This window comes from Caldinitratiruptor microaerophilus, assembly GCF_025999835.1.
GTDB lineage: Bacteria > Bacillota > Sulfobacillia > Symbiobacteriales > ZC4RG38 > Caldinitratiruptor > Caldinitratiruptor microaerophilus.
Window position 1 is genome coordinate 3,351,271 of record NZ_AP025628.1, and the last position, 18,470, is coordinate 3,369,740.

The following is an 18,470-nucleotide window of genomic DNA, read 5'->3' on the forward strand; positions in this document are numbered from 1 at the left end:
CAGAAGAGCCTTTGCCTGGACAGACGAGAGCTGGCACAGCTCAGCAACCTCGCGGCGCGTGATTCGCCCGTGTGCCGCGCCATGTTGGAGCACCATCTGTTCTTGCTGTAGAGGCTCGAAGCCGCGAACCCGGACGTACGCCACGGCCGCGCCGCGCCCAGTGCGCTCGACCACCCCCGCGCGCTTGAAAAGGTACGAGGATGCCTCACCGGTCCCGACCGACGCCCTCCTCAACCCGAGTGTACCTGCAGGTCCGCCTGCACGTACCCGTCGCCCGCCCCCGGCGTCCGGAGGAGCCGCATGCCGTTCAAGATCACCAGGAGCACGCTCGCCTCGTGGATGAGCATCCCGCTGCCCAGGAAGACCACCCGGCCCAGGACGCCGGCCAGCAGCAGGACCACGACCGCCACGGCGAAGGCCACGTTCTGGCGGACCACGGCCAGGATCCGCCGGCTGAGCCCGATCGCGTACGGCACCATGTCCAGGCGGTCCGCCATGAGGGCGACGTCGGCGGCCTCCAATGCGGCCCGGGTCCCCGAGGCGCCCATGGCGATGCTCACGTCGGCGGTGGCGAGGGCCGGCGCGTCGTTGACCCCATCACCGACCATGGCCACCACGTGCCCCTGAGCCTGCAGGGACCGGATGGCGGCGACCTTCTCTTCCGGGAGGAGCCCTGCCCGGACCTCGTCGACCCCGAGCCGCCGGGCCACCCGCTCCGCCGCCGCGCGGTGGTCCCCGGTCAGCATCACGGTCCGCCGGACTCCGACCCGCCTGAGGGCCGCGACCAGGCCGGCGGCCTCAGGCCGGATCGGGTCGGTGATGCCGATGATCCCTACCGGCACGCCACCGGCCGCCACCAGGGCGACGGTCTCACCCTCGGCCTCCCGGGCGGCCACCAGGGCCTCCTGGCCGGCCGTGAGGGCGATCCCGCGGGCGGCGAGGAGACGGCGGTTGCCGACGAGGATCTCCCCGGCCTCCCCCCGGGCCACGGCGCCGAGCCCGGGCTCCAGGGTCCATTCCGACGCTGGCTCGGGCTCGATGCCCATCGCCTTCGCATGGGCGAGGATCGCCGCCGCCAGGTGGTGCTCCGAGCGCTGCTCGGCCACCGCCGCGAGGGCGAGGACGCGGGTGGCGTCGCCGTTCAGCGGCACCACGGCCGTCACGCGGGGCTGTCCCATCGTCAGGGTGCCGGTCTTGTCGAAGGCCACCACGTCCACCTTGCCGATCCGCTCGAGCCGCTCGCCGCCCTTGATCAGGATCCCCTGGCGCGCGGCGCTCCCCAGGCCGGCCACCACGGCCACCGGGGCGGCCACCACCAGCGCGCCCGGGCAGCCGATGACCAGGAAGGTGAGGGCCAGTTCCACGTCCCGGGTCAGCAGGTAGAGCACGCCCGCCGCGGCCAGCACGGCCGGGGTGTACCAGCGGGCGAAGCGGTCCAGGAAACGCTGGACCTTGGGCTTCTGCTCCTGGGCCTCGGCGACGAGGTAGACGAGCCGGCTGAACGTCGTGTCCGGCCCGACGCGCTCCGCCACGACCTCCAGGTAGCCGCCCCGGCTCACGCTACCGCCGAGCACCGGGTCGCCGGGGCCCACTTCCGCGGGCAGCGGCTCCCCGGTGAGGGCGGCGGTGTCGAGGGCGGCCCGGCCCGCCACGACGGTGCCGTCGACGGGGACCCGGTCGCCCGGCAGCACCACCACGGTGTCCCCGGGGCGGACGGCGGCGGCGTCGACGACCTCGAGCGCCTCGCCGCGCCTCACCCGGGCGGTGCGGGGGAGGAGGTCGACCAGGGTCCGCAGCGCGGCCCGCGTGCGGGCAAGGGTCAGGCTCTCGAGGTAGCCCCCGAAGACGTAAAGGAAGGTGACCGCCGCCGCCTCCCACGTCTCCCGGATCCACAGCGCCCCCAGGGCGGCGACGCTGACCAGCAGCGGGATGCTGAACTGCCCCGCCCGCAGCCGCCCCCACGCCTCGCGGGCGATGGGCGCGCCCGCGATCACGGCGGCGGCGGCCATGAGGCCGTCGTACAGGCCGGCTTGGGCGGCGGCGCCTGGGCTCACGAGCCGGACGGTCCAGGCGGCGGCGATGAGCGCCCCGGCAGCCAGCACGGTGAGCAGGTCGCCGTGGCGGGCCAGCCACCGGTGCAGCCTCTCGTGTCTGCAGGTCATCGTGCATGCCCTCCTTTCGCTCCCGGGCCGGCGCCGGGGGTGATCTCCGGCCCCGGCCCGGGAGGGCGGGAGACAGTACTCTCTAGCTGCTGGGGCCCGGCAGGATCGCGGCCACCTCGAGGCCGAACTGGCGGACGAGCTCCCGGATGGCCTGTTCGGACAGCCGCCCTTCGTCGTACTCGACGTTCAGGGCGCCGGCCCCGAAGGCGACCCGCGCCGTCCGCATGCCGGGCAGCTTCTGCGCGGCCCTCTCAAGCTTGGCGGCGCAGTTCGGGCAGTTGAGGTTCCGCAGCATGATCATCTGGCGCATGGGATCCCCTCCTTCCCCGGTCGGTACACCGGCCGTGCACCCTCATGATCGCCCGGGCAGGGGTGGCCGCGCCTTGACGCGCGTCAATGGCGCGCGAAGGGCCGTCCGCAGCGGTGCCGGCCGGCGGCGGGCGGCCCGGTGGCGTGGGCGAAAGTGCGCTTCTCTTGAGGTGTGTACCCGGAGACGACATCGCCGATCACAAGGTGTTGCCGGCGGTAGGGTGCACCGATTTTGTCCCGGCGGCACCGCGACAGGTGGCACAGGAATTGTCCCGGTGAGGCTGCCAGAGCGCTTTCAACCGTCCCGGCACCCCGTCAAGGGCCCCTTGAGTAGACGGAAGACGCCCCGATCAGGACATAACTACGGCCTTCTGTAAACCTTGGTGAGGCAAATGAGCTTGCCAGGATCGGTTTTGACCCAAGTACCCGCGGGGGTACATGGGTCAATACTTGTGCCGGCGGCTCCGGGGGCGGGAACCAAGACCGGGCTACCCCCCGGCGGCCCGGCGGAGCCCCTCCGGGTCGAGGACCACCACGGTGCGGGCGTCTGCCTGCCGGATCAGCCCTCGCTCGGCCAGAGCCTTCAGCCGCCGGCTCAGGCTCTCCGGCGTCGTGCCCAGGCGAACCGCGATCTCCGCCCACGGCACCGGCACCCGCAGCCGGATCCCGTCGGGAACCCGGGTGCCGCCGGCCGCCATCCGCAGCAGTTCGGCGGCCAGCCGCTGGCCCACGTCCCGCAGGCCGAGGTCGGCGATGGTCTGCTCGGCGGCAGCGAGCCGCTGGGCGAGCACCTCCACGAGCCGCACCGCCACGTCGGAGTGTCTGCGGAGGATCGACTGGACCGCCTGCCGCGGGACCAGGCAGACGTCGGTGTCCTCGGCCGCCACGAGGTCGCCCTCACACCGGACGGGCGTGAACAGGGCCATCTCCCCCAGGAATTCGCCGGGCCCGAGGGCGCGCACGACCTGCTCCCGGCCGCTGCTGGTGGTGTACAGGAAGTTCAACCGCCCCCGGGCGACCACGACCAGGTGCTCGATCGGGTCGCCGGCAGCCAGCACGAGCTCCCCCTTGGCGTACCGCCGGTGGCGCATGGCCTCCCCCAGCTCTGCCAGTCCCGCGGCGGGCAGGACGCGGAAGATCGGCACGCCGGCGGCGCAGGACGGGATCGTTTCCACAGCACCACCTCCCGATCCGGGTGATCCTCCCGCCTGTCAACGGGTTCGCTGCAGCAGGGTCCGGATCCCCCCGTGGGTCTTCAGCCACAGCGCCAAGCCGAGGAGCAGGAGGCCGGTGACCCCGAGCGCCACCAGCAGGCCACGGCGCCGGCCCGCGCCTGTCACCAGGGCGATCGCCCCGATCAGCGCCGCCCCGGCGCCGCACCGGCCGCAGGTCGCGCACGAGCCCGGACACGCCTGGGCGGCCTGCGCCTGCAGGCTCATGCCCGCCGACCCGGCCAGGGCGAGCACGGCGGCAACCAGGCCCTGGAGGGTGCCGGTGCCGACCCTCCTCCAGGCGGCCCGGAGCCGGGCGAGAAAGGCGGCCTCATGCATCGGCGGCAGCCGGCTCCAGGGCCGGCCGGTCAAGGACGGCGGGTTCGATGGCCGGCCCGCGGCCGTAGGCCAGCGCGTCATGCCGGCACACCTCGATGCAGTCCTTACACAGGATGCACTGATGCCGGTTGATCCTCACGCCGCCACGGTCGGGCACGGGCGAGATCGCCCGCATGGGGCAGGCCGCGACGCAGCGGTGGCAGCTCTTGCAGTTGCCGGGGAAGTACTTGAGCTTCCAGGTGAAGCCGAACCGTGCCCCGATCGAGTGGACAAGGCTTTGCAGGGCCCCGACGGGGCACGCGAAGTTGCACCAGCCCCGCCCGCCCTTCATGAACAGGCCGAACGCCACGAGCCACAGCAGGGTCACCAGGATGTAGGTGGAGCTGAGGGCCGTGAAGCTTCCGGTCACCCCGAGGACCATGAGCTCGAACGTCTTGTAGTTGCAGAAGGCGCACCCGATGCCGCCGGCCAGGAAGGGCGTGATCACGTATCCGGCCAGGAAGCCGTACCGGATGGCCGTGACGTTCACCTTGTCCAGAACGTCCATCTTGAACCGATCGGGCACGAGCCGGCTCAGGTACTCCGGGAGGGCGCCGGCGGCGCAGATCCAGCCGCAGAAGAGGGGGCCCATGAGCAGCGCGAGGCCCAGGATGACGAAGAAGCCGACTGTGCGCAGGCCGATCTCGCCGAACAGGTTCCCCCACTGGGCGGGGTTGGTCAGCCAGTTGATCTGCATGCGCAGGCAGAGGTCGCTGATGCTCCCCGCCGTCCGGGTCCCGGTGGCCCAGCCCCAGAGCCGCGTGAACAGGGCGAACGGGGCGTAGAACATCAGCAGGCCGGCGACGTAGCTCAGCAGCCGCCGGCCGTCGTGCCGGCGTGTGGTCGTGACGAAGGACGGTAGCCTGACCATCAGTGGTGGTGCCCCCCGTGTGCGCCCTGGCCGGCCCCTTCCATTTCGTGCGTTCCGGCGGGGGCGAAACTCGAGTTCACGATGCGAACGGGCACGAAGCCCAGCTCACGGCCGGTATCGGCGTCGTAGACCGCCAGGCGTCCGTCGCAGATCACGGGCTTGTCGCGCTCGGCGCGGGGCAGGGACACGAAGAGGTTCAGGCTGAACTTGAACCCGGGCGGGATCGGGTCGGCCACGGTCCGGGTGGCCTCCCTCCACCCGGTGTGGTTCACGCTCCAGGACTGGCGAAGCGGACAGCCCTCCAGCGCAAGGCGGATCCTGGGCGCCTCCTGGCCCTTGTTGACCACCGAGACCGCCATGCGGATGGAGCCCGGCTGCAGGATCCGCTTGAGGTAGCCTTGCTGCCGCAGGTCGACGGTGACGGGCTTCGGGTTCGCCGACGGGAAGCTGAGCGTGAAGTGCCGCTCCTCGAGAGCCCGGCTCACCTTCGCCCAGGACGCCACGGCGAAGGGAGCGGCAAAGGCGACGAGGGAGAAGACGGACGTGGCCACGAATCGGGCCATGGGTTTGCGCAAGCAGACACCCCTCCCGCTGTGTAAGGCGCCGCGCCGGCGTGCGGCGGAGGCCGCGGTGCTGGGCGCCATTGTACCGGGGGGTGTCCAGCGGAAGAAAGGATCCGGTCGAACGATTATATTTTCGTATCCGATAAGTTCGAGAATCGGAATTTCGGTGTAGGGCTTGGCCTCGCCTTCAGGTTGTCTTCAGCCGGGCGTGTCACTCTCGCTCCAGCGTGATGACAAAGCCGGTGAGAGGGGGCGCGGGATGTGGTCAAGTCCCACCTGATGTTGGTCCATTTCCCGATCGCGCTGTTGTTCGTTGCTGTGGTCTTCGAGGTCATCGGGCACCTGCGCGGTCGGGAGGACTTCCAGAAAGCCGGACTCTACACGCTTCTGGCCGGTTTCGCCGGAGCCGTGCTGGCTGCGTTCACCGGGAAGGTCGCGGAGGAGAGCCTGGAAAGGTTTCTGACCCGGCGACCGGGCGGTCCCGCCCTGCTCGAGGCGCACGAGATCGCGGCCTACGCGACGGTCGGGATCTTTGCCGCGATCCTTCTCTGGCGCACTCTCGGCCGTCGCACCCTGCGGGGGTCGGTGCTCGTCGCCTACCTCCTGCTGGCGGCCGTGGGACTCGGAAGCCTCGGCGTGACCGGCTTCCTGGGCGGCGAGATGGCCCACCCGCAGGGACGGGGCGCACAGGCGCAGGCCGCCGCTGCGATGGGTCGCGACGCGGACGGGGACTGAGAGCGCCTGGCCACCCTGGCGGTCCCGGAGGGGCACCCGCTCCGGCTGCGGTTCGCAGCCCGCACGGCCGGACCGTGTTGAGGCTTTTTTCCTTACAGGATGCCTCCCCGAAAGCGTTCGTCACGGTGATGCACATCACTACCTGCCAGGACGGGCCGGATGTACAATACTTTCGGGCTAGACCGGGTGCGCCGACCGGCTTGCCGGGACGGCGACGTAACCCCGGCCCCGGTGACCGCGGATGGATGTGTATCGCCGGCTCCGGACCCTGCGGTGGGTGGCCTTCGCCGTCCCGACCGCGGTGCTGGCGCTCGTCGTCTGCCTCTGGCGCAACCTCTTCCCCACCACGCCGTGGGCGGCGCTCGTGGCGGAAGTGGGGAGCATCGCCGCCGGATCGTACGTTTTCTCGATGTGGCTGTTCCGCTTGCTGAGAACCCTGCAGGCCGACATCCTCGACAAGAACTCGCAACTCGAGGCCCTCAACGAGGCAGCGATCAGCATCTCGTCGGAACTCTCGCTGGATGCCGTGTTGCAGCAGGTGGTCGAGCGCGCCCGCCGGGTTGCGCGGGCGCGCTTTGCCGCGCTCCGGGTCCTGCCCGTCGACGGGGAGCCCGCCCATTTCCTCTACGCCGGCATCACTCCGGAGGAGCGGGCCCGGATGGGCCCGGAGCCCTGCGGGCGCGGCGTCCTGGGTGTGATCCAGGAGACCGGACGGGCCCTGCGGCTGAAGGAGATCCGGAGCCACCCCGCCTCGGTGGGCTTCCCGCCGGGGCATCCGGACATGCACACGTTCCTCGGCGTCCCGATCCTGTCACGGCGGACGGTGCTCGGCGTCCTCTACCTCACGGAGAAGGAGGGGGCCCCCGAGTTCACGGCGGCGGACGAGGAGGCGGTCACCCTGCTCGCGAACCAGGCGGCGGTGGCCATCCAGAACGCCCGCCTGTTCGAGAAGGAGCGGCGCACGGCCCAGTACCTGAAGCGGCTCCTGCAGACCTCTCAAGACGCCATCGTCGTCCTCGCCTGTGACGGCACCGTCCGGTTCTGGAACCAGGGGGCGGAGTCGCTCTACGGTTACCCGGCCGCCGAAGCGATCGGAAGGGTGCTTCCGATGGTCCCGGTCCCGGACCGGCCCGCCGTCCTGGAGCGCCTCAGGGCCGTGACGCAGGGCGAGGCGGTTCCGAGCCAGGAGGCGTACCACCAGCGCAAGGACGGTTCGCTGGTGCCGGTCCTGGCTGCGCTTTCGCCGCTGCCGGCAGCTTGTGGGGACGAGGGCGGGGTCCTTCTCACCGTCAAGGATCTGACCGCTCAGAAGCGCCTCGAGGCGCAGCGCCGGCGCCTGGCCCTCCTGGAGGAACGGGAACGGATCGGCATGGACCTCCATGACGGCAGCATCCAGTCCCTGTACGCGGTCGGCCTCACGCTCGAGACCGCGCGCCGCCTGCTGCCGCAAGGGGCGGAGGAGGCGGCGGTCCGGCTCGCGCAGGCCATCGGACAGCTGAACGCCGTCATCCAGGACCTGCGCCGCTACATCCTGGGCCAGGGATCCCCCTGCGGGGCAGAGCGCCCCGTCGAGGAACTGCTGGTCTCGATGGCGCGACGGCTGGAGGAGCAGGACGCCCTGCACGTCACCGTCGACCTGCAGCCCGGGGTAAGCCACCTCCTGCCCCCCGACGTGTCCCCCCACGTGGCGCACATCCTCGGGGAGGCCGTCTCGAACGTGCTACGGCACAGCCAGGCCCGCCACGTGGCGTTCGGGCTGCGGCGGGAAGGGGAAGCCATCGTCCTCACCGTGCGGGACGACGGCCGTGGGTTCGACGTGGCGGCGGCGCAGGAAGACGGACATTTCGGTCTCCGGAACATGCAGGTGCGGGCGGCTCTCCTCGGGGGCGAGTGCCGGGTGCGTTCCGCGCCCGGCAGCGGCACGGTCGTCGAAGTCCGGGTGCCGGTGGAGGTGGAGGTGGTGGGCCGTGTCTGAGTCGGAAGGCGGCCGGGTTCGCGTGCTGATCGTGGACGACCACGCGGTGGTCCGCGCCGGGCTGCGGGCGCTGGTCGAGATGGAAGGGCGCTTTCAGGTGGTGGGCGAGGCCGGCACCGCCCAGGAGGCGGTCGAGCGGGCGCTGGCCGACCCGCCTGACGTGGTGCTGATGGACGTCCGCCTCCCCGGGGAGAGTGGCATCGAGGCGTGCCGGGAGATTCGCGCCCGCCTTCCCGGTACCCGGGTCGTGATGCTCACCTCGTACCCGGACGAACAGGCGGTCGTCGCCTCCGTGCTGGCGGGCGCTTCCGGCTACCTTCTCAAGGACATCGACCCGCGGGGCCTGCGGGACGCGCTCGAGATCGTGGCGCGGGGCGGGTCGCTCCTGAGCCCCGACCTGGTGACCCGGGTGCTGGCCGGAGTGCGCCGGCAGGCGGAGTCCGGGCCGGGCCCGGACGCCATCGAGCGGCTCACCGCCCAGGAGCGGCAGATCCTCACCCTGATCGCGGAGGGGAAGACCAACCGGGAGATCGGTGAGGTCCTCTACCTGAGCGAGCACACGGTCAAGAACTACATCAGCCGCCTGTTCGAGAAGCTCGGCCTCAGCCGGCGCTCCGAGGCGGCCGCCTATCTGGCGCGGTATGAACGCCGGGTCGGGCTCGGTCCGGCAGCCGGCGGGAGTACTGCGGGGGACGGGAACGGAGTCGGGGTGCGCTAGGCCTTCCGACGTACGAGCGCGTGTTCGCACCGGCCCGCATCGTAATCCCAAGGCATCAGGCGAATAGCACGGAGGGGCAGGGGTACCGGCCCCTCCTTCCTGTGTCAGTTTCACCGGTTCGGGCGGTGGGAAGTGAGCCCGAGCGGCCATCGTCCCAGGGCGATGGCTTCCGGTACGCTCAAGGTAGCCACGAAGCAAGGGGGCGGTGCAGGTGGCCTCCCCCTCGACCGGCATCCGGGTCCTGATCGTCGACCCCCACCCCGGCGTCCGGACGGCCCTCGCGCAGGCTCTGGGAACCGCGCCGGGCATCGGGGAGGTAAGGGCGGTCGGCGGCGCCGCCGAGGCGCTGGCCGCGGTCGGGACCTGGCGGCCCGACGTGGTGCTGCTCGAGACCAAGCGGCGGGGCGGGGACGGCCTGGACCTCCTGCGCCGCCTCGCGCGTGGGGGTGAGGGTCCGCCGGTTCTCGTGGTGACCTCCTATCCGGACGCACTCGAACGCCTGGAGGTGATGCTCGCGGGAGGCAGCGGGTACCTGCTCAAGGACGTGGCCACCGAAGTCCTCGTCGCGGCGGTGCTGGGCGCCCACCGCACGAGGGAGACGGAACAAGGGAGGGATGACCGGTGAGACAAGGGAGAAAGCGCCTGGCCGCCCTGGCGGCGAGCATGGCCGTCCTGCTCGTCCTGGCCGGATGTACGCCGGGCAAGGGCGGCGGCGCGGGCGGCGCCGGCCCGAGCGGTCTCGGCGAGTCGGCGGATCAGATCATCAAGGCGCGCGGTCTCACCCCGGACGACGTGACGGCCGCCCTCAAGACCTACGTGCCGTCGGGCAAGTACGACGAGTTCGTGATGTTCTCGTCGGGCGGCCACTCGGGCCAGGTTCTGGTCATCGGGGTGCCGTCCATGCGGATCCTGAAGATCATCGGGGTCTTCACGCCGGAGCCCTGGCAGGGGTGGGGGTACAGCGACGAGACCCGGGAGATCCTCAAGCAGGGGTCCATCGACGGCAAGGAGATCACCTGGGCCGACACGCATCACCCGGCGCTGAGTGAGACCAATGGAGAGTACGACGGCCAGTGGCTGTTCATCAACGACAAGTCGGGGGGCCGGGTGGCCGTCATTGACCTCCGGGACTTCGAGACCAAGCAGATCGTGAAGAACCCGCTCTTCATCAACGACCACGGTTCGACGTTCGTGACCCCCAACACGGAGTACGTGATCGAGGGTTCCCAGTACTCGGTGCCCCTCGGCTGGGAGTACGCACCACTGGAGCAGTACAAGGAGAAGTACCGTGGCCTCCTGACCCTTTACAAGTTCGATCGTGAGAAGGGCCGCATCGACCTGGAGAAGTCCTTCTCGATCGAACTGCCGCCGTACTGGCAGGACCTGGCCGACGCCGGCAAGGGCGAAAGCGAAGGCTGGCTGTTCCTGAACTCCCTGAACGCGGAGATGGCCACCGGCTCCGGCGTGCAGGGGCAGCCGTTCTTCGAGGCCGGCACCGCAGGTCGCGACATGGACTACCTCCACATCGTCAACTGGAAGAAGGCGGAAGAACTCGTCCGGGCGGGCAAGTTCGAGACGATCAAGGGGATGCGGGTCATCCGGCTGGACACGGCCGCCAAGGAGGGCGTGCTCTTCCTGGCCCCCGAGCCCAAGAGCCCGCACGGCGTCGACGTCGCCCCCCGCGGCGACTACATCGTGGTCTCCGGGAAGCTGGACCCGCACGTGACGATCTACAGCTTCAAAAAGATCCAGGAGAACATCGCCAAGGGCAACTTCGACCGGGACGAGTTCGGCGTGCCCGTGCTCAAGTTCCAGGACGTCATGGAGGCGCAGGTCGAACTCGGTCTCGGACCGCTCCACACCCAGTTCGACGACAAGGGCTACGCCTACACGAGCCTCTTCCTGGACAGCGCCGTGGCCCGCTGGACGCTGGGGCCGCCGTACAACAACGAGGGCGGCTGGAAGCTGGTCGGTAAGATCCCCGTCCACTACAACGTGGGCCACATCGCGATGCCGGAAGGCGACACGGCCAAGCCGGCTGGCAAGTACCTGGTCTCCCTCAACAAGTGGTCCATCGACCGCTTCCTGAACGTCGGTCCCCTGCTCCCGCAGAACTTCCAGCTGATCGACGTGAGCCAGCCCGGCGACAAGATGCAGCTCCTGTACGACATGCCCATCGGCATGGCGGAGCCCCACTACGCCCAGATCATCCGCGCCGACCGGCTGAAGGCCTGGGAGGTCTACCCGGAGGTCGGCTGGAACCCGGGCACGCAGTCCAAGGATCCCAACGCCGTGGAGCCCGGCAAGGAGCGGGTCGAGCGGCACGGGAACGAAGTGCACGTCTACATGACCGCGATCCGGAGCCACTACACGCCGGAGAAGGTCCAGGTCAAGAAGGGCGACAAGGTGATCTGGCACATCACCAACATCGAGCGGGCGCGCGACGCGACGCACGGCTTCGCCCTGCCGGGCTACAACATCCAGCTCAGCCTCGAGCCGGGGGAGACGCAGACGTTCTCGTTCGTCGCGGACCGTTCGGGCACGTTCACGTACTACTGCACGGAGTTCTGCTCGGCGCTGCACCTCGAGATGGCCGGATACTTCCTCGTGGAGCCCTAGGGACACGGGGCCTGAACGGCCGGCGGGGGCGCCGGCCCGCTGAGGGCCTGCGCCCCCCCACCCCGCGCACCGGACGTCCGGGGCCAAGGGAGGATCTGACGTGATCACCACGAACGCCGCGCGCGTCCAACGCACCGGCCTGAGCCCCCTCCTCCGCGGGCTGGGGCTGGCCCTGGCTGCAGGGCTGCTCCTCTACTCCATGACGCTGCCGTGGTGGAGGATCGTCCTCCACGCGCCCCAGTACCCGAAGGGGCTCCAGGCGGTCGCGTACCTCACACGGCTGGAGGGCGACGTCGCCGAGATCGACACACTCAACCACTACATCGGCATGATGCGCCTCGACGACGCCGCGCGGCTGGAGAAGAGCCTCGTCCCCTACGTGCTCCCCGCTTTCGCGGCGCTGGCGCTTCTGGCCATCTTCCTGCGAGGGTGGTGGCGCTGGCTCGCCGCCCTTCCCCTGATCCTGTTCCCCGCCGCATTCGCGGCGGACCTTCAGGCGTGGCTCTACATCGCCGGTCACACGCTGGACAAGCGCGCGCCCCTGAGCAGCAGCATCAAGCCGTTCACCCCGAAGCTCCTGGGAACGGGCAAGATCGCCCAGTTCGCGACCACCGCCTCCTTCGAGGCCGGCTTCTGGGTGGCCCTCGCTGCCGCGGTGCTGGCCGTGGTCGTGCTGCTCCAGCGTGAGCCGCGCGAGGGGAAAGGCAGGCGGAACGGATGACCCGGTCCCGGGGGCTCCTGGCGGCGTGCCTGTGCCTCGGCCTGGCGGTCGCCACGCCCGCGAGGGCCTCGGAGGGCCGCACCCTGACGGTCTCGGCCGCCGGACCCTACGGGACGCTGGCGGCGGCCCTGGCGGCTGCCCGGCCCGGCGACACGGTCGAGGTCCGCGGGGGGCACCATCCGGGGCCGGTGGTCGTCGACCGCTCCGTCCGTCTGGTCGGGGTCGGCAGCCCCGTCATCGACGGCGGGCGCGAGGGGACCGTGGTGCGCATCACCGCCCCGGGGGCCGCGCTGGTGGGCTTCGTGGTCACCGGGAGCGGCGACAGCTTCGACCGGGAGGACGCCGGGATCGCCGTGGAAGCCCCCGGGGTCGTCGTGGAAGGCAACACGGTGCGTGACTCGCTCTTCGGCATCTACCTGCGGCGGGCGCACGGCGCGGTGGTGGCCCGCAACCGGGTGGAAGGCCGGGAGGCCGTCCAGGCGGGCGAGCGCGGGGACGCGATCCGGGTCTGGTCTTCGGACCGTGTCGTGTTGCGGGAGAACCGGGTGCGGCACGGGCGGGACGTGATCCTCTGGTTCGTCCGGGATGGCGTCATGGAAGGCAACGAGGTCTCGGACAGCCGCTACGGAGTCCATCTGATGTACACGGCCGGCGTGCGGCTCGAGGGGAACTACCTCCACCACAACTCGGTCGGCGCGTACGCCATGTACTGCGAGGACACGATCATCCGGCGAAACCGGCTCGAAGACAACCGGGGGCCGAGCGGCTACGGGATCGGGCTCAAGGACGCCGACTCGCTCACGGTCGAGGAGAACTGGCTCGCCCGCAACCGCGTGGGGGTCTACTTCGACAACTCCCCCCGGTCCTTCACGACCCGGAACCGCTGGCACCGCAACGCCCTCGTGGGCAACGACATCGCCCTGGCCTTCCTCCCGTCGGTCCGGTACAACGTCTTCCGCGACAACAGCTTCATCGACAACCACGAGCAGGTGGCGATCCAGGGCGGCGGCCACTTCGCCGGCAACGAGTGGGCGGAGGGCGGCCGCGGCAACTACTGGAGCGACTACGGCGGCTACGACCGGGACGGGGACGGCGTGGGGGACCTACCCTACCGGCCCCAGAGCCTCTTCGAGAGCCTCATGGACCGCCGGCCGGAGCTGCGGTGGTTCCTGCATAGCCCGGCGGCCTTGGCCGTCGACATGGCGGCCCGGGCCTTACCGGCGGTGGCCCCCCGGCCCAAGCTGGAGGATACCCGACCGCTCCTGGCCCCCGTCCTGCCCGCCTGGTACCATCCGGGCGGGGGTGGTGCGGATCCCCGGCTCCTGACGGTGTCGGCCCTGCTCGTGCTGCTCGGCGTGGCGGGGCTGTGGTGCGGGCTCGGCGTGAAAGGGGGGACCCGACTGTGGTCGAGGTCGAGCACCTGACCAAGCGGTACGGCCGGTTCGTGGCGGTGTCCGACGTGTCCTTCCGCGTGCCCGCCGGGTCCGCGGTGGCGCTGTGGGGGCACAACGGGGCGGGCAAGACGACGACGCTCCGGTGCGTGCTCGGCCTCGCCTCGTTCGAGGGCCGGATCACCGTGGACGGCCTGGACGTGCGCCGGCAGGGGCGGGAGGTGCGGCGCCGCATCGGCTACGTGCCGCAGCACCTGGCGCTGTACGACATGACCGTGAGCCAGATCCTGTCATTCTTCTGCGGCCTGCGCAAGGTCCCGCCGGAGCGGGCTCACGAGCTCCTCGAGTGGGTCGGGCTCGGGGGCATCGGGTCGCGGCCCGCCGGCACGCTCTCCGGCGGAATGCGCCAGCGCCTCGCCGTCGCCCTGGCCCTGGTGGCCGACCCCCCCGTGCTGGTGCTCGACGAGCCCACGGCCAACCTGGACGCCCGGGCCCGGCAGGACCTCCTCGACCTCCTGGTGGCGCTGCGGCGAAAGGGGCACACGATCCTGTTCGCCTCTCACCGCCCGGGCGAGGTGCTCGACCTGGCCGACCAGGTGATCGTCATGGAGGACGGCAAGGTGAAGGCATCGGGACCGCCGCAGGCCCTGGCCCGCCTCGACCGGTCCGGGGTGGGCGTCGTGGACTTCGAGCCGGAGGGAATGCCATGGACCTCGCCGCGGTTGGCCTGATCGCGGGGCGGGAGCTGCGGGACTCCCTCCGTACCCGCTGGTTCGTGCTGTACACCGTCGCGTTCCTGGGGCTGGGGACGGGCCTCACCTACCTGGCCAGCTCACTGGGCGGATACAGCGGGCTCCAGGGTTTCGGGCGCACGGCGGCCGGGCTCGTGAACCTGGTGCTGCTGGTCGTCCCCCTGATGGGGCTCACGGCGGGGGCCCAGGCGGTGGCCGCCGAGCGCGAGCGCGGCACGCTCGCCTACCTCCTGGCCCACCCGGTGACCCGGGGGGAAGTCCTGACCGGGAAGTTCCTGGGGCTTGTGGCCGCGCTGGCCCTCTCTCTGGCGCTCAGCTTCGGAGCGCTGGGCCTCGCCCTGGGCGCGACGGGGACGGGGGTGGGCGCGCTGCCCTTCGCGGGCTTCGTGGGCCTGACCCTCCTCCTGGGGCTTGTTTCGCTCGCCCTGGGGTCCCTGATCTCGGTCCTGGCCGCGCGCACGGCCGTGGCCCTGGGCGGCGCGGTGTTCGTCTGGCTGGGTCTCGTGTTCGCCGGCGACCTGGGCCTCATGAGCTCGGCGGTCCTGTTCCGGCTGGGGATCCGGGCCCTCTTCCTGAGCGCTTTCCTGAACCCGCTGCAGACCTTCAAGGTGGCGGCGGTGGCGCTCCTCCACCCGAGCCTCGACGTTCTGGGCCCGGTGGGGCTGTACGCCGCCGACACCCTCGGGCCGAAACTCCTGCCCGTGCTGACCGGCGTGCTCGTGCTGTGGGCGGCCGTGCCGCTCGTCCTGGCCCTGGTCTCGTTCACGGGGAGGGATGCAGCGTGAGGTGGCGGCAGGGGGTCGCCGTGGCGGCGCTGGCGGCCTTGCTCTTGACCGGCTGCCGCGGCGGGCGGGATCCGCGCCCGCCGGCGATCCGGTACGACCGCGACGTGTGCGCGGAGTGCGGGATGATCATCAGCGACGAGCGCTTCGCCGCGGCGTACGTCACGAAGAGCGGCGAGGCACGGTTGTTCGACGACCTCGGAGACATGCTGGTGTACGAGAAAAAAGATGATCAGGAGCCCATCGCGTATTACGTGCACGACGTCCGCAGCCGCAAGTGGATTCCGGCAGAGGCGGCGTACTACGTGCGCGGGGAGTCCGTGAAGTCTCCGATGGGCTGGAACATCGCAGCCTTCGAGAACGAGGCCGAGGCGCGGGAGTTCGCCGAGAAGACCGGCTCTCGGCTCATGACCTGGCAGGAGTTACGCGCTGCGGATCTAACTATGCCTCATGCCCATAGGTAGATGGCAATAAACTAAACGAGTTTGACGAAAAAGGAACCGAGGAGGTCATGGTGAGGGATGAAAAACAAGGGGACGATCGTTCACGAGACGGCAGGCGCCCGGCGCCGCAAGATCGCGCCGGCCGCGCTCCTCCTGGTGCTCGCGCTGGTCGCGGCGGGCTGCGGCGGGGGTACCGCCAAGAAGGAAGGCGGCGCCGGCGGCGGTGGCGGCGGCCAGGCGGCGGCCCAGAGCCTCGGCGGCGACGTCGCCAAGGGGAAGCAGGTCTACATGAGCACCTGCGCCTCGTGCCACGGGCCGAACGCCGAGGGCATGCCCGGGCTCGGCAAGAACTGGGTGACCAGCGAGTTCATCGCCAGCCAGACCGACCAGCAGCTCCTCGAGTTCATCAAGAAGGGCCGCCCGGCCACCGACCCGGCCAACACCACGAAGGTCGACATGCCCCCCAAGGGCGGTAACCCGGCGCTCACCGACGAGGACCTGATCAACGTCATCGCCTTCATGCGCTCGATCAACAAGGTGAAGAAGTGAGGCAACAACCCAGGGACCCGCCCGGATGGGCGGGTCCCTGGCTGGAGGTGGACAGACCGTGACGCGTGCTCCCTTCCTGATCGGCCTGGGGCTGGCGGCGCTCACGGCCGCCTGCGCCCCCTCGGCCGCGCCACCCAAGGCGCCGGCCGCTGCGGCGGTTCCCGCCGCCCCGGACCAGGCGGGCGAGCCCCCACCGCGCCGGGCAGTCACCCATCCCGCCCCTCCGGCCGACTTCCTCAGCTGGGTGCGGGACCTGGACGCCCGGCAGGGCTGGCTCCTCGCCCATCGGGACGGGTTCTGGACTCCCGTGCTGGCCGGGAACGAGACGGTCGGCTGGAACGTCGCGCCGGGCGCCGGTGCCGTGGCCCTCCTGCTGGACGGCGACCCGCTTCACGCGGCCGGGCTCGACCACGACCGCCTGGATCCCGCGTCGTGGCAGCACCTCAGCCCGGGGGGCGAGCGGAAGGCCCATTCCCACCACGGGCCGGACGGGCACCGCCTGGTGCGCTTCGCCGCCGTCAACGTCCCGGCCGATCGCGTGGAGACCGAACCTGCACAGGCCATCGAGACGCTGCTCAAGGCCAGGCCCGAACTCCTGGGGGCGAGCCCCCTCACCGGCCGGCCTGCCCTGGTGCTGCCGGGCGGTGACGGGGTGGAGGTCGGCCCGGGGACGCTCACCTTCTTCCTGCGGCTGGAACCCCTTCAGAAGGCGGGGCTCGATCCCGACCGGTTGAAGGGCTGGGAGCGGGTCCCGGCCGCGGACGGACGTCCGGAGATGATCACCCGAACGGTCGCCATTCCGGCTAGAACCGGCTGAGCCGGGTCGCGAGGGCCGCGTACCCTTCGCAGGCCCGGTACAGTTCTTCCAGGTCGACGTACTCGTCCGCGGTGTGGGCGACTTCCTCCCGCCCGGGGCCATAGCCGATGGTCGGAATCCCCATGCGCCCCATGCTCCCGGAACCGTTGGTGCAGAAGCGGTACGTGACCAGGCGTGGCTCTTGACCGGCGTCCCGCAGCGCCGCCCGGGCCCGGGTGACGAGCGGGTGTTCCGAGTCGATCCGCCAGGCGGGGGCGAAGTTGGGGGCGACGATCTCCCGGCCGGTGAAGGTGGTGAGACGGTCTTCGGCGATGGCGACGCGGGCCCGGAACTCGGGGTCGGAGGCGGCCAGCCGGTCGAGCACGGCTCGAACCTGACCGAGCACCGCCTCCGGCTCTTCGCCGACCACGAGTCGCCGGTCGACGGTGATCACGCAGCGATGCGGCACGACGGACAGGCCGGGGAAGGGCTCCGAGACGATGTCGGTCACCACGGCGATGGCGGGCCCGAGGAAAGGGTCGGTGGGCAGTTCGAGATCGGCGAGAGCCCGGATGACAGCAGCCATCTTCTCGACGGCGTTGATGCCCAGGGCCGGGTTCGAGGTGTGGGCGCTGCGCCCCAGCGTTTCGATGGTGAGTTCTGCCCGGCCACGCTGACCGACGGCGATATCGAGCCCGGTCGATTCCATGATCACCACGGATTCCGGCTGCAGCCGTTCGAGCACGCGCTCCAGCGCCGGACCCTCGACCGCCTCCTCGGCCACCGAGGCGCACACGTGCACCGTGCCGAAGTCATCGCCCGCCTGCGCCAGGAGCCCGACCCCGTACACGGCGGCGGCCAGGGCCCCCTTCATGTCGCTGGCGCCGCGTCCGTACAGGCGGCCGTCCTCCACGACGGCGGCGTAGGGCGGGTGCCGCCACCCGGACGGGTCTGCCGGGACCGTGTCCATGTGTGCGTCGAACAGGACGGAGGAACGGCCCCGGCCCCGGATGGTGCCGACGACGTTACCCCATTCGTCCACCCGGACCTCGTGGAACCCGAGCGCCTGCATCTGCGCCCGGACGAGTTCGGCCACGCCCCCCTCGCCGCCCGGCGGGCTGGGAACCTGGACCAGCCTCCGGGCGAACTCGAGGAGTTCCTGTTTCTGCGCCGCCCCGAGCTTCAGCAACGCTGCTCACATCCCCGGGAATGTAATTCACATATAGCCGCATGTATTCGTTTCGCGGGACGCCAGTCCTTTCCGAGGGTCGGTCGCCGACCGCTGCCCGTTGACACCGGCGCAGTGGCGGGGTATAGTGAGGGCCGGCGGCCAGAGACAGCAGGTGCCTGCCCGGGCCATGCCCGGGGGGCGTAAAGGGGGGAGACCGGTGCCACCCCGGCGCCGGCCCCGGAGCCCGCCTGCCGAGGTCGGAGCAGCAAGGGGACGTGCTGCCTCCGTGCGTCTGGCCGGGGGCTTTTTCATTTCCGGTCCCGG

19 protein-coding genes are annotated in these 18,470 nt (G+C 70.9%); 12 read left to right on the plus strand and 7 right to left on the minus strand.

Going from position 1 to position 18,470, the window contains the following annotated elements:
* Positions 1–230: 230 nt before the first annotated feature.
* From caldi_RS16230 to caldi_RS16255, 6 genes are all read right to left on the minus strand, one after another.
* On the minus strand, positions 231–2,162 hold the full coding sequence (locus caldi_RS16230; RefSeq protein ID WP_264842783.1) for a heavy metal translocating P-type ATPase: 1,932 nt from the start codon (positions 2,160–2,162) through the stop codon (positions 231–233).
* A gap of 82 nt (positions 2,163–2,244) precedes the next feature.
* On the minus strand, positions 2,245–2,472 hold the full coding sequence (locus caldi_RS16235; RefSeq protein WP_264842784.1) for a heavy-metal-associated domain-containing protein: 228 nt from the start codon (positions 2,470–2,472) through the stop codon (positions 2,245–2,247).
* A gap of 487 nt (positions 2,473–2,959) precedes the next feature.
* On the minus strand, positions 2,960–3,646 hold the full coding sequence (locus caldi_RS16240; protein WP_264842785.1) for a Crp/Fnr family transcriptional regulator: 687 nt from the start codon (positions 3,644–3,646) through the stop codon (positions 2,960–2,962).
* A 36-nt stretch (positions 3,647–3,682) separates the two neighbouring features.
* Positions 3,683–4,021 (minus strand): hypothetical protein, encoded by a 339-nt coding sequence (locus caldi_RS16245; protein WP_264842786.1) that lies wholly within the window; start codon positions 4,019–4,021, stop codon positions 3,683–3,685.
* Positions 4,014–4,931, minus strand: coding sequence for a 4Fe-4S binding protein (locus tag caldi_RS16250; protein WP_264842787.1), 918 nt, complete (start codon positions 4,929–4,931; stop codon positions 4,014–4,016). The genes caldi_RS16245 and caldi_RS16250 overlap by 8 nt, the downstream gene beginning before the upstream one ends.
* The gene (locus caldi_RS16255; RefSeq protein WP_264842788.1) at positions 4,931–5,506 is read right to left on the minus strand and encodes a hypothetical protein; all 576 of its coding nucleotides are present in this window, start codon (positions 5,504–5,506) and stop codon (positions 4,931–4,933) included. The genes caldi_RS16250 and caldi_RS16255 overlap by 1 nt, the downstream gene beginning before the upstream one ends.
* A gap of 249 nt (positions 5,507–5,755) precedes the next feature.
* On the opposite strand from caldi_RS16255, the gene caldi_RS16260 reads away from it, so the two are divergent.
* The 12 genes from caldi_RS16260 to caldi_RS16315 all read left to right on the plus strand — a co-directional run bounded on the left by caldi_RS16260 (position 5,756) and on the right by caldi_RS16315 (position 16,996).
* Complete coding sequence (locus caldi_RS16260) at positions 5,756–6,229, plus strand: DUF2231 domain-containing protein (RefSeq protein WP_264842789.1); 474 nt, start codon at positions 5,756–5,758, stop codon at positions 6,227–6,229.
* A 241-nt stretch (positions 6,230–6,470) separates the two neighbouring features.
* Positions 6,471–8,204, plus strand: coding sequence for a PAS domain S-box protein (locus tag caldi_RS16265; RefSeq protein ID WP_264842790.1), 1,734 nt, complete (start codon positions 6,471–6,473; stop codon positions 8,202–8,204).
* Positions 8,197–8,922 carry a response regulator gene (locus caldi_RS16270; protein WP_264842791.1) on the plus strand — a complete coding sequence of 242 codons (726 nt, stop codon included), beginning with the start codon at positions 8,197–8,199 and terminating at the stop codon, positions 8,920–8,922. The genes caldi_RS16265 and caldi_RS16270 overlap by 8 nt, the downstream gene beginning before the upstream one ends.
* Positions 8,923–9,133: 211 nt before the next feature.
* Positions 9,134–9,547: a response regulator gene (locus caldi_RS16275; RefSeq protein WP_264842792.1), complete on the plus strand. Its 414-nt coding sequence runs from the start codon at positions 9,134–9,136 to the stop codon at positions 9,545–9,547.
* Positions 9,544–11,541 (plus strand): Sec-dependent nitrous-oxide reductase, encoded by a 1,998-nt coding sequence (gene nosZ / locus caldi_RS16280; RefSeq protein WP_264842793.1) that lies wholly within the window; start codon positions 9,544–9,546, stop codon positions 11,539–11,541. Before caldi_RS16275 ends, nosZ begins: the two co-directional genes overlap by 4 nt.
* A gap of 100 nt (positions 11,542–11,641) precedes the next feature.
* Positions 11,642–12,262, plus strand: coding sequence for a hypothetical protein (locus caldi_RS16285; RefSeq protein WP_264842794.1), 621 nt, complete (start codon positions 11,642–11,644; stop codon positions 12,260–12,262).
* A complete protein-coding gene (nosD, locus tag caldi_RS16290; RefSeq protein WP_264842795.1) occupies positions 12,259–13,686 on the plus strand; it encodes a nitrous oxide reductase family maturation protein NosD in 1,428 nt (475 codons plus the stop codon). Before caldi_RS16285 ends, nosD begins: the two co-directional genes overlap by 4 nt.
* Complete coding sequence (locus tag caldi_RS16295) at positions 13,665–14,384, plus strand: ABC transporter ATP-binding protein (protein ID WP_264842796.1); 720 nt, start codon at positions 13,665–13,667, stop codon at positions 14,382–14,384. The genes nosD and caldi_RS16295 overlap by 22 nt, the downstream gene beginning before the upstream one ends.
* Complete coding sequence (locus caldi_RS16300; RefSeq protein ID WP_264842797.1) at positions 14,360–15,190, plus strand: ABC transporter permease subunit; 831 nt, start codon at positions 14,360–14,362, stop codon at positions 15,188–15,190. Before caldi_RS16295 ends, caldi_RS16300 begins: the two co-directional genes overlap by 25 nt.
* The gene (locus tag caldi_RS16305; RefSeq protein ID WP_264842798.1) at positions 15,187–15,651 is read left to right on the plus strand and encodes a nitrous oxide reductase accessory protein NosL; all 465 of its coding nucleotides are present in this window, start codon (positions 15,187–15,189) and stop codon (positions 15,649–15,651) included. The genes caldi_RS16300 and caldi_RS16305 overlap by 4 nt, the downstream gene beginning before the upstream one ends.
* 57 nt (positions 15,652–15,708) lie before the next feature.
* Positions 15,709–16,179, plus strand: coding sequence for a c-type cytochrome (locus caldi_RS16310; protein ID WP_264842799.1), 471 nt, complete (start codon positions 15,709–15,711; stop codon positions 16,177–16,179).
* A gap of 58 nt (positions 16,180–16,237) precedes the next feature.
* Positions 16,238–16,996 carry a hypothetical protein gene (locus caldi_RS16315; RefSeq protein WP_264842800.1) on the plus strand — a complete coding sequence of 253 codons (759 nt, stop codon included), beginning with the start codon at positions 16,238–16,240 and terminating at the stop codon, positions 16,994–16,996.
* Here caldi_RS16315 and caldi_RS16320 read toward each other — a convergent pair.
* Entirely contained in the window at positions 16,983–18,164 is a 1,182-nt protein-coding gene (locus caldi_RS16320) for a YgeY family selenium metabolism-linked hydrolase (protein WP_264842801.1), read from the minus strand. The two genes, caldi_RS16315 and caldi_RS16320, sit on opposite strands and share 14 nt — an antisense overlap.
* Between the last annotated feature and the right edge of the window lie 306 nt (positions 18,165–18,470).